The 9,145-nt window shown below is 60.0% G+C and carries 7 protein-coding genes and 1 pseudogene; 5 read left to right on the top strand and 3 right to left on the bottom strand.

The genetic code is table 11. From position 1 onward, the window contains the following. From HK23_RS07760 to HK23_RS07745, 4 genes and pseudogenes are all read left to right on the top strand, one after another. A pseudogene (locus HK23_RS07760) lies at positions 1-628 on the top strand (DNA repair protein RecN); the annotation flags it as partial. After that, the gene (gene ligA, locus HK23_RS07755) at positions 621-2,723 is read left to right on the top strand and encodes an NAD-dependent DNA ligase LigA (protein WP_086653518.1); all 2,103 of its coding nucleotides are present in this window, start codon (positions 621-623) and stop codon (positions 2,721-2,723) included. The pseudogene HK23_RS07760 and the gene ligA, both read left to right, overlap by 8 nt. 194 nt (positions 2,724-2,917) lie before the next feature. Further along, positions 2,918-5,587, top strand: coding sequence for a pyruvate, phosphate dikinase (gene ppdK / locus HK23_RS07750; protein ID WP_086653517.1), 2,670 nt, complete (start codon positions 2,918-2,920; stop codon positions 5,585-5,587). 58 nt (positions 5,588-5,645) lie between these two features. Continuing rightward, the gene (locus HK23_RS07745) at positions 5,646-6,473 is read left to right on the top strand and encodes a pyruvate, water dikinase regulatory protein (protein WP_063908497.1); all 828 of its coding nucleotides are present in this window, start codon (positions 5,646-5,648) and stop codon (positions 6,471-6,473) included. Positions 6,474-6,480: 7 nt separating this feature from the next. Here HK23_RS07745 and HK23_RS07740 read toward each other — a convergent pair whose 3' ends face one another. Both HK23_RS07740 and uraD read right to left on the bottom strand, forming a co-directional pair. Beyond that, complete coding sequence (locus HK23_RS07740; protein WP_086653516.1) at positions 6,481-6,858, bottom strand: hypothetical protein; 378 nt, start codon at positions 6,856-6,858, stop codon at positions 6,481-6,483. A 129-nt stretch (positions 6,859-6,987) separates the two neighbouring features. Further along, on the bottom strand, positions 6,988-7,524 hold the full coding sequence (gene uraD / locus HK23_RS07735) for a 2-oxo-4-hydroxy-4-carboxy-5-ureidoimidazoline decarboxylase (protein ID WP_086653515.1): 537 nt from the start codon (positions 7,522-7,524) through the stop codon (positions 6,988-6,990). Between the two features lie 246 nt (positions 7,525-7,770). Between uraD and HK23_RS07730 the strand changes: the two genes are divergently transcribed. Then, entirely contained in the window at positions 7,771-8,373 is a 603-nt protein-coding gene (locus HK23_RS07730) for an IMPACT family protein (RefSeq protein WP_086653524.1), read from the top strand. 48 nt (positions 8,374-8,421) lie between these two features. Here the strand turns inward: HK23_RS07730 and HK23_RS07725 are convergent, their stop codons facing one another. Continuing rightward, positions 8,422-8,814 (bottom strand): hypothetical protein, encoded by a 393-nt coding sequence (locus HK23_RS07725; protein WP_043553642.1) that lies wholly within the window; start codon positions 8,812-8,814, stop codon positions 8,422-8,424. Between the last annotated feature and the right edge of the window lie 331 nt (positions 8,815-9,145).

Raw genomic sequence — 9,145 nt, 5'->3', positions numbered from 1 at the left:
GGTTAAAGAAGCCCGCGCTCAGTATGAACAGGCCGCAACCCGCCTCTCCGCTGCGCGTGAAAAAGCGGCCCGCAAGATGGAACAGGCCGTCACCAGAGAACTCAAACCCATCAAGCTGGACAAAGCCCGGTTCTTTGCCCAGATCCAGCCGCTCACCCCAGAAAACTGGAGCCGGCAGGGTATGGAACAGGTGATGTTCCTGATTGCCGCCAACCCCGGCCAGCCGCCCGGCCCTCTGGCAAAAGTTGCTTCGGGCGGTGAACTGTCCCGCCTGATGCTGGCTCTCAAGCTGGTGCTGGCAGGCCAGTCCGGCATCGGCACACTGGTGTTTGATGAAATTGATGCGGGTGTCGGCGGTGCAACGGCCGCTGCTATTGGCGAACGCCTGCACCGGCTGGCGCGCACGGTGCAGGTTCTGGCCGTGACCCACAGCCCGCAGGTGGCCGCCAGTGCCGATGCGCACTTACGCATTGGCAAAATTGTGCGTGACGGGCAGACTGCCACCCACGCAGCCCCCCTCAGCCACGCAGAACGACAGGAAGAAATTGCCCGTATGCTGGCCGGGGATGTGATTACCGATGCCGCGCGCGCCGCTGCCGCCAGCCTGCTGAAACATGAGAATGACTGACCTCCCGGACCTCACCTCCCTCGACGCCACACAAGCCAGAGCCGAACTGGCCCGACTTGCGGACCTCATTGGCCGTTACAATACCGCCTATTACGCGGAGGACGCGCCCGAGGTGAGTGATGCGGAGTATGATGCGCTCCGCAAACGCTATGATGCCCTGCTGGCCCTGCACCCTGAGGCTGAGCCCGAAAACAGTGCCGCCCGTACCGTAGGCGCCACGCCGGACAGCGCGTTTGGCAAGCACCGCCATCTGGTGCCCATGCTCTCGCTGGATAACGTGTTTGATCAGGACGAATTTGAAGCCTTCATCAGCCGCGCCACCCGCTTTCTGGGGCTGAGTGAGGAAGACGCCGGAAAACTGGCGTTTGTGGCAGAACCCAAAATTGACGGGCTCTCCATCAGCCTGACCTATGAAAACGGCGTGTTTGTGCGTGGCACAACGCGTGGTGACGGCACCGAGGGCGAAGACGTTACCGCCAACCTCCGCACCCTGAAAGATCTGCCGGAACGCCTGCACGGCCCTGCGCCGGAACTGATCGAAATCCGAGGGGAAGTCTTCCTCTCAAAAGAGCATTTTCTGGCCCTGAATGCTGCGCAGGAAGAACTCGGCCGCAAGCCGTTTGCCAACCCGCGCAACGCGGCCGCAGGCTCTCTGCGCCAGCTGGATGCGCGCGTCACGGCGCGGCGACCGCTTTCGCTGTTCGCTTACGCCATGGGCTTCTGCTCGGAAAAAGTGACCCTGAGCCACTGGGACTATCTGGAACAGCTGAAGGCATGGGGCTTTCCGGTCAATCCGCTCTCCCGGCGTCTGGAAGCCGCCAGCGGCGCTGAAGCGTTTTTTGACACGGTTAGTCAGGAACGCGCAGCACTGGCGTATGATATTGATGGCGTTGTCTACAAAATCGACAATCTGACCCTGCAGGAGCGACTGGGCTTTGCAGGCCGTGCGCCGCGCTGGGCGGTGGCCTGGAAGTTCCCGGCGGAGCAAGCCGTCACCACCCTGAAAGCCATTGAAATTCAGGTCGGCCGCACAGGCGCATTGACCCCGGTTGCGCATCTGGAGCCTGTCAATGTCGGCGGCGTGCTCGTCACCCGTGCGACCTTGCATAACGAAGATGAAATTGCCCGCAAGGATGTGCGCCCCGGTGACAGGGTGCAGATTCAGCGGGCTGGCGATGTCATTCCTCAAATCCTGTGCGTGGTTCCCCCTGCCCCGGATGCCCCACCGCGGCAGGAGCCGTTCCATTTCCCGGACCACTGCCCGGCCTGCGGCGCGCTGGCGGTCAGGCCGGAAGGCGAAGCTGTGCGCCGCTGCACCGGTGGCCTGACCTGCCCGGCCCAGATTGTTGAGCGGCTGATCCACTTTGTCTCCCGCACGGCATTTGACATTGATGGCCTGGGTGACCGGAGCATCCGGGAATTTTATGATGCCGGGTTCCTGCATACGCCGGGTGACATCTTCCGGCTTCATGAGCATGCCGACGAGATCATGAAACGCGACGGTTGGGGCGAGCAGTCGGTACGGAACCTCATGCAGGCCATTGAGGCCCGGCGCACCATCCCCCTCTCCCGCTTTATCTATGCGCTGGGCATCCGCCGCGTGGGGGAAAGCAATGCCCGCCTGCTGGCCCGGCATTACGGGTCCTATGAAAACTGGATGGAGCAACTCCGCAAGGCCGCCGTCATCGGCTCGGACGAGCGGCTGGAACTGGGCTCCATTACCGGCATTGGCAGCGTGATTGCGGATGACCTGGTGGCTTTCATGCAGGAAGATCACAATCTCGCAACTTTGGCTGACCTGCGCGCCTCCCTGACCATTACGGAAGAAGAGGCGGTCTCGGGTGGGGCACTGGCTGGCAAGACAGTGGTCTTTACCGGCACCCTGCACACCCTCACCCGGCAGGAAGCCCGTGCCATGGCGGAACGGATGGGCGCAAAAGTGTCTGATTCCGTTTCCAAAAAGACAGATCTGGTCATTTTGGGAGAAAAGGCCGGTTCAAAAGCCAAGAAGGCAGAGGACCTCAAAATTGCCACTTTGGATGAGGCCGGGTGGAATGCCTTTTGTGCTGGTGAGCGTACTGATTTTTCTGCCTGACATGCCAAAAAGAGTCGTTGCCCGGACAAAAAATCTGCGCCATGCTACCGGGTAGCGAAGGGGTGGAATTCGTCGTCCAAAATAAAAATAAAATTTCGACCGCAGACCTGCCTGTTTTCCCGTTAGTTCCCCCTCCCCCTCTCGTACGGGGTAAATAAGGCTTCTGCGTTCGCAACAACAAAGTGAACGGCAACATGACCAAGTGGATCTACAGTTTCGGCGCAGGCCAGAACGACGGCAACGCCGGAATGCGCAATCTCCTCGGCGGTAAAGGCGCGAACCTCGCCGAAATGTCCAATATCGGCCTGCCGGTGCCGCCCGGATTTACCATCACCACTGAAGTCTGCTCAGCCTTTTATGAAAATGGCCGTAAGTATCCGAATGACCTGAAGGCGCAGCTGGATGACGCCATGGCCCGCGTAGAAAAGGCGATGGGCCTGCGCTTTGGTGATGCGAACGCACCGCTGCTGGTGTCCGTGCGCTCTGGCGCCCGCGTTTCCATGCCCGGCATGATGGACACGGTGCTGAACCTCGGCCTGAACGACCAGACGGTTGAAGGGCTCGCCCGCTCTTCCGGTGATTCCCGCTTCGCATGGGACAGCTACCGCCGCTTTATCCAGATGTACGGCTCTGTCGTGCTCGGTGTTTCTCATCATCGCTTTGAAGATCTGCTGGAACAGACCAAGCGTGAACTCGGCAAGAATGATGACACCCAGCTGACCGCCGAAGAATGGCAGATGGTCCTCAAGGGCTATAAGGACATCGTGCTGAATGAAACCGGCACACCCTTCCCGGAAGATCCGCAGGACCAGCTCTGGGGCGCGATTGGGGCCGTGTTCGGCTCCTGGATGAACCCGCGCGCCAACACGTACCGCAAGCTGCATGATATTCCGGCCAGCTGGGGCACGGCTGTGAACGTGCAGTCCATGGTGTTCGGCAACATGGGTGAAGACTGCGCGACCGGCGTCTGCTTCACACGTGACCCGTCCACGGGTGAAAACGTGTTCTACGGTGAATATCTGATCAACGCTCAGGGCGAAGACGTGGTGGCTGGTATCCGCACCCCGCAGCCCATGGCGGCTGAACGCGCAACGCCTGACCAGAACCCGATGGAAAAGGCTCTGCCAGAAGCCTATCAGGAAATGCTGAAGGTGCGTGACCTGCTGGAACGTCACTACAAAGACATGCAGGACATCGAGTTCACGGTGCAGAGCAACACGCTCTACCTGTTGCAGACCCGCTCCGGGAAGCGCACGGCTGCGGCAGCGCTGCGCATTGCCATCGACATGGCGCAGGAAGGCCTGATCACCAAGGAAGACGCAATCTCCCGCGTGCCGCCCGCCTCTCTGGACCAGCTCCTGCACCCGGTTCTGGACCCCAAGGCTGAGCGCAAGCAGCTGGCCCGCGGTCTCCCCGCCTCCCCCGGCGCTGCCACCGGTGTGATCGCGTTCTCCGCAGAAGATGTGGAAGACCGCGCCAGCAAAGGCGAGGACGTCATTCTGGTCCGTATCGAAACCTCCCCGGAAGACGTGCATGGCATGCACGCTGCCCGCGGTGTGCTGACCACCCGTGGCGGCATGACCTCTCACGCCGCCGTTGTGGCGCGTGGCATGGGCCGTGTCTGCGTCGCGGGTGCTGGCAGCATCATGGTGGACTACAAGGCACAGACCCTGACGGTGAATGGCCATACGCTCAAAGCGGGCGACTGGCTGACGCTGGATGGCGGCACAGGTGCCGTCTATCTGGGCCGCGTTCCGACCATTCCGCCCACGCTGTCTGGTGACTTCTCCACCCTGATGGGCTGGGCTGACTCCGTGCGACGTCTGGGTGTGCGCGCCAACGCGGAAACGCCGGAAGATGCGGAAACCGCTCGTCGCTTCGGCGCGGAAGGCATTGGTCTGTGCCGCACCGAGCACATGTTCTTCGGCCCGGACCGTATCGGTCATGTCCGCCAGATGATCATGACGGAAGAAAAAGACGCCCGCGCCAAAGCGATCGGTGCGCTGCTGCCGTTCCAGCGGGATGACTTTGCGGCTCTGTTCCGCATCATGGCCGGGCTGCCCGTCACCATCCGTCTGCTGGACCCGCCGCTGCACGAGTTCCTGCCGCATGGGGAAGCCGAACTGAAAGACGTTGCGAAAGCTCTCGGGCAGGATGTGGAAGCTCTGCGCGCACGTCGCTCAGCCCTTTCCGAATCCAACCCGATGCTGGGGCATCGTGGCTGCCGTCTGGGTATCAGCTACCCGGAAATCTACGCCATGCAGGTGCGGGCCATTACGGAAGCCGCTCTGGCCGTCTCTAAAGAAACGGGCAAGGCTGTGATCCCGGAAATCATGATCCCGCTGGTTGGCACCAAAGCCGAGCTGGATCTGGTCCGCAAAGCCAGCGAAGCCGTGATTGCGTCCGTTCTGAAAGAACAGAACGCAACGCTCGACTATCGCATCGGCACCATGATCGAGCTGCCGCGTGCAGCCATCACGGCGGACAAGATTGCGGAAAGTGCTGACTTCTTCTCCTTCGGCACGAATGACCTGACGCAGACGACACTCGGCCTCTCCCGTGATGATGCCGGGTCCTTCCTGCCTGAATATGTGGAAAAAGGGCTGCTCCCGCAGGACCCCTTCATCTCCATTGATCAGGAAGGCGTTGGCGCTCTGGTGCGTATGGGCGTTGAAAAAGGTCGGGCTACTAAGCCGGACATCAAGCTGGGTATCTGCGGGGAACATGGTGGGGACCCGCTCTCCATTACGTTCTTTGAATCCGTTGGGCTGGACTACGTGTCCTGCTCTCCGTTCCGAGTACCCGTCGCGCGGCTGGCGAGCGCACAGGCCGCTCTGGCTGCGCGTAAAGCTGTCAAAGCCTGAAACAACAAAAGCATGGCCGCCTCCTTGTGGGGGCGGCCATGGCCTTGTGTGACCAGACATGCAGCAAAATACCATAACCCTTCATCTCGTTTCTGAAGCCACTGGCCAGACGCTGGATGCTGTCGCACGGGCCTGTATTGCCCAGTTTCCCAACACGGATGTGCGGCTGCGGCATTGGAACCTGATCCGCTCACGCCTCCAGCTGCGCCGCGTTCTGCGCCATATCGCGCTGGACCGTGGACCGGTCATGTCTTCCCTGACGGACCCGGCCTTGCAGGCCGACATGGAAGCCGGTTGCGCCAGTCTTCAGGTGCGTCTGCTGGACGTGCTGGATAATGCCGTGACGTTCCTTACCGAAGAAACGGGCGAGACCGCCACCCGGCATCCTGGCGGCCAGTATATTATGGACGAGAACTACTATCAGCGGATTGAGGCCATGCATTACGTGCTGGCCCATGATGATGGTCAGGAAACGGATGACCTGAATGACGCTGATCTGGTGCTGGTTGGGGTCTCTCGTGTTTCCAAAACGCCAACCTGTTTCTATCTGGCCAACCGCGGCATCAAAGCCGCCAATATTCCGCTGGTGATGGGCATTGAGCCGCCACCTGCTCTGTTCAAGCTGAAATGTCCGGTCATTGGTCTGACGATTGACCCGGAAACACTGATTGAGATCCGCCGGACCCGTCTGTCCCAGATGATGCCGAACAGCCGGCATGTGGAGCCCTCAGCGGACTACGCGTATATCGATCTGGAAAAAGTGCAGGAAGAACTGCGCTGGGCCCGCCGCCTGTGCCGCCACCATAACTGGCCGGTTATCGACGTGACCCGACGCTCTATTGAGGAGACGTCAGCCTCCATTCTGGATCTGACGACGCCTCAGTAAACGCGGTTCAGTCTTCCAGTTCGGACGCTTCCAGGCGCTGCACGCGCGTGGCCTGCCCCTGTGCATTGTAATAGATAATGCTGCTGCCCCGGCGCTCGGCATAGCCATCCGGCTTGCCATCCTGCGTCCAGAACAGCAGGCGGTTGGCGTCAGCCTGTTCCTGCACCTTGTCCCCTGCCGGGCGGTAACGGAACTTGCTGAAATCCTTATGCGCACGCGGCAGCGGGGGCTTGGCAGCCAGATGGTGCATATCCGGGCCTTTATGGCCTTCTTCACCACCATCATCGTCATCATCCGCCAGAGCGGGAGTGACTGTCAGCACTGGCAAAGCAACAGTCCACAGACCAGCAAACAGAACACACCCTTTACGGAACCACTGTGCCATAGCGCGTTGACCTCCCGCGTACAAACTGCCTCAAGCTTGCCGATCTTTGCCCGGTTTTAACCCGATGCGCAATGCAGGAGCGCCATAGCACACACGCCCCCGTCACCGGCCTCCGAACCGAGCCATGGGTCAGTCGCTCTCTTTTGCTGCCAGCTTCTGGAAAATGGCTTCAAACTCAGGATCTGCAAAACGGCCCACTTCCCGGAAGGCAATCGCCTCTTCCACCTCAGGTTCATGCCGCAGGCGCTGTTCAAGCAGCTTCATGACACCTTCCGCCGTATTGCCCTCGGCATAGAGAATGAAAGGCATCTCAAACCGTTCATTGTACGACTTGTTCAGGGACCGAAACTGCGCAAATTCCTCAGGCGACAACTGGTCCAGCCCCGCCGGTGCGGTGGACCCGGAGATAATCTGCTCACGCGGAGAGGCCACAGCCACCACACTATCCAGCCCGGGATAGGAGCGCAGAACCCGCAGACGCGCGTCCTCCGGTGCGCCGCGCACCATGGCCATCATCGTGCTTTTCAGGCCCGAAAGGTCTGAAAAAGGCCGGCATTCATAGGCTTCTTCCGCCGCCCAGGGCGCGTCCTTAAAAACAGACCCGAATGTCGCAACAAACTCAGAGCGGCTCATGGCGTTGATCACGCGCGTCACGGACTCGTTCATACAGATTATGTCTCCGTTTCAGTCCTGCTCTGGCAGGTCTGGCATATTCCATTCTTGCCCATCCGGTGCAGGCCCGATCTGAAGCAATCCCTTCCAAGATGGGAGGCCAAGAGAGAACAAACAACGCCTGCCGGCAGCTATCGTTCATGCACCGCATGCACGGCGCGGCATATGGCCCTAAAACGCCTGATTTTTCGCCTGCACGGGCCTTGTCGGCCCTCTGGCTGGCCCTTTATCATGCGCGCCATGACGGAAACACTAACCGGCCCGTACACCTTGGAACGGGAGATCAAAAAAAGCCGGTTTGTGGCCAGCGCTGCACCTGTGCATACCATTGAGGACGCAAGCGCCTTTATTTCAGCCATTGTCGCAGCAGAGCCAGACGCCACGCACCATTGCTGGGCCTGGCAGGTTGGGCCGCATTGTCGCTGCCATGATGCCGGAGAACCCTCCGGCACGGCAGGTCGGCCTATTTTACAGATGATTACGGCACAAAAGCTGGATCTTGTCGCCATCGTCGTCACCCGCTGGTTTGGCGGGGTCAAACTTGGCGCTGGCGGCCTTGTACGGGCCTATGGCGGCACAGCAGCCGAATGTTTGCGGGAAGCCCCGAAAGAGGAGCTGATCGAGCGTATCCGGCTCAGTTTTCACTGCCCGTTTTCGCTTCTGTCCCTCATGCAGGCCCGTATGCAGGACTGGACGGGGATAGAGAGCGCACCGCCTGAGTTTGACAGCACGGGCGCCCAGATTGTGCTCACCCTGCCTCTGGAACAGCAGGAGATGATTACAGATCGTATTCAGGATTTAACCAGTGGCCAAGCCACGGTGGCAGTCGTGGAGGAGGACTAGAAGTCCCGCCTGCATCTCTGCGCAGGCAGGCTTCACGCCGTAACCGGATTAGCGGGGCGTCACCCAGCCATTCCCGGTCGAATCCCCAAGCTGCCCGGAGCCATAAGGCCCACTGCTTTCATAAGCAGATCCATAACGGGAGAGGTCGGAACCCGTCACGGCATCACGATGCACTTTGGCCAGATGGTCAGGGTCAGCACCGTGATTGAATTCCATGGACGGCGCATCCTGATAGCCCGGCGGCAGGCTACGGTGACCATGCACGGTCTTCTTTTCGGCTGACTTTTTGCCAGACTGAGAAGACGCGTCATCCCCGAAGGAAATATTGTCATCAGGCGTCAGCGCCGGATCAGCATGAGCAGCGGACAGGCCGGTTGCCAGACTGAAACCAAGGCAAAGCCCGGTGAGCAGAAGTAAAGATGGTTTACGCAGCTGCGCCATTGCGCGTCACCCCGCGAAAGAAATGAACCATAACCTGCACTCAGAGACACTGGCGCGGGCGACAAGTTTTCAGTATCGCACCAACCCGCAAAAAAATCCAATCAGGTTTGATCACATCCTGTTCTGCCCCACACCGGCGGTCAGAAAGGGGCTATGGTGCTGGAAACATTGGAAGTCTGCCGTTCCGGTTTCCTTCCAGAACAGCCATACCCCAGCCACACGGGCGCCATTCCCCATACGCAATCCGTATTGCAGTCATTAAAGAACGGCCCCATCTGGCCTTAACAAAATTTGCGTATTGCGGTGGTTTTAGACATAAAGGCACCCCTTC

The sequence above is a fragment of the Acetobacter malorum genome, assembly GCF_002153605.1.
Taxonomy (GTDB): Bacteria; Pseudomonadota; Alphaproteobacteria; order Acetobacterales; family Acetobacteraceae; genus Acetobacter; species Acetobacter malorum_A.
This window is presented reverse-complemented; position numbering and strand designations above follow the sequence as displayed.

What these genes read in the sequence shown, in the direction of transcription:
- ppdK (WP_086653517.1), top strand. Translation starts at nt 2,918, where the DNA reads ATGACCAAGTGGATCTACAGTTTCGGCGCAGGCCAGAACGACGGCAAC.
- HK23_RS07740 (WP_086653516.1), bottom strand. Translation starts at nt 6,858, where the DNA reads ATGGCACAGTGGTTCCGTAAAGGGTGTGTTCTGTTTGCTGGTCTGTGG.
- HK23_RS07725 (WP_043553642.1), bottom strand. Translation starts at nt 8,814, where the DNA reads ATGGCGCAGCTGCGTAAACCATCTTTACTTCTGCTCACCGGGCTTTGC.
- HK23_RS07730 (WP_086653524.1), top strand. Translation starts at nt 7,771, where the DNA reads ATGACGGAAACACTAACCGGCCCGTACACCTTGGAACGGGAGATCAAA.
- ligA (WP_086653518.1), top strand. Translation starts at nt 621, where the DNA reads ATGACTGACCTCCCGGACCTCACCTCCCTCGACGCCACACAAGCCAGA.
- uraD (WP_086653515.1), bottom strand. Translation starts at nt 7,524, where the DNA reads ATGAACGAGTCCGTGACGCGCGTGATCAACGCCATGAGCCGCTCTGAG.
- HK23_RS07745 (WP_063908497.1), top strand. Translation starts at nt 5,646, where the DNA reads ATGCAGCAAAATACCATAACCCTTCATCTCGTTTCTGAAGCCACTGGC.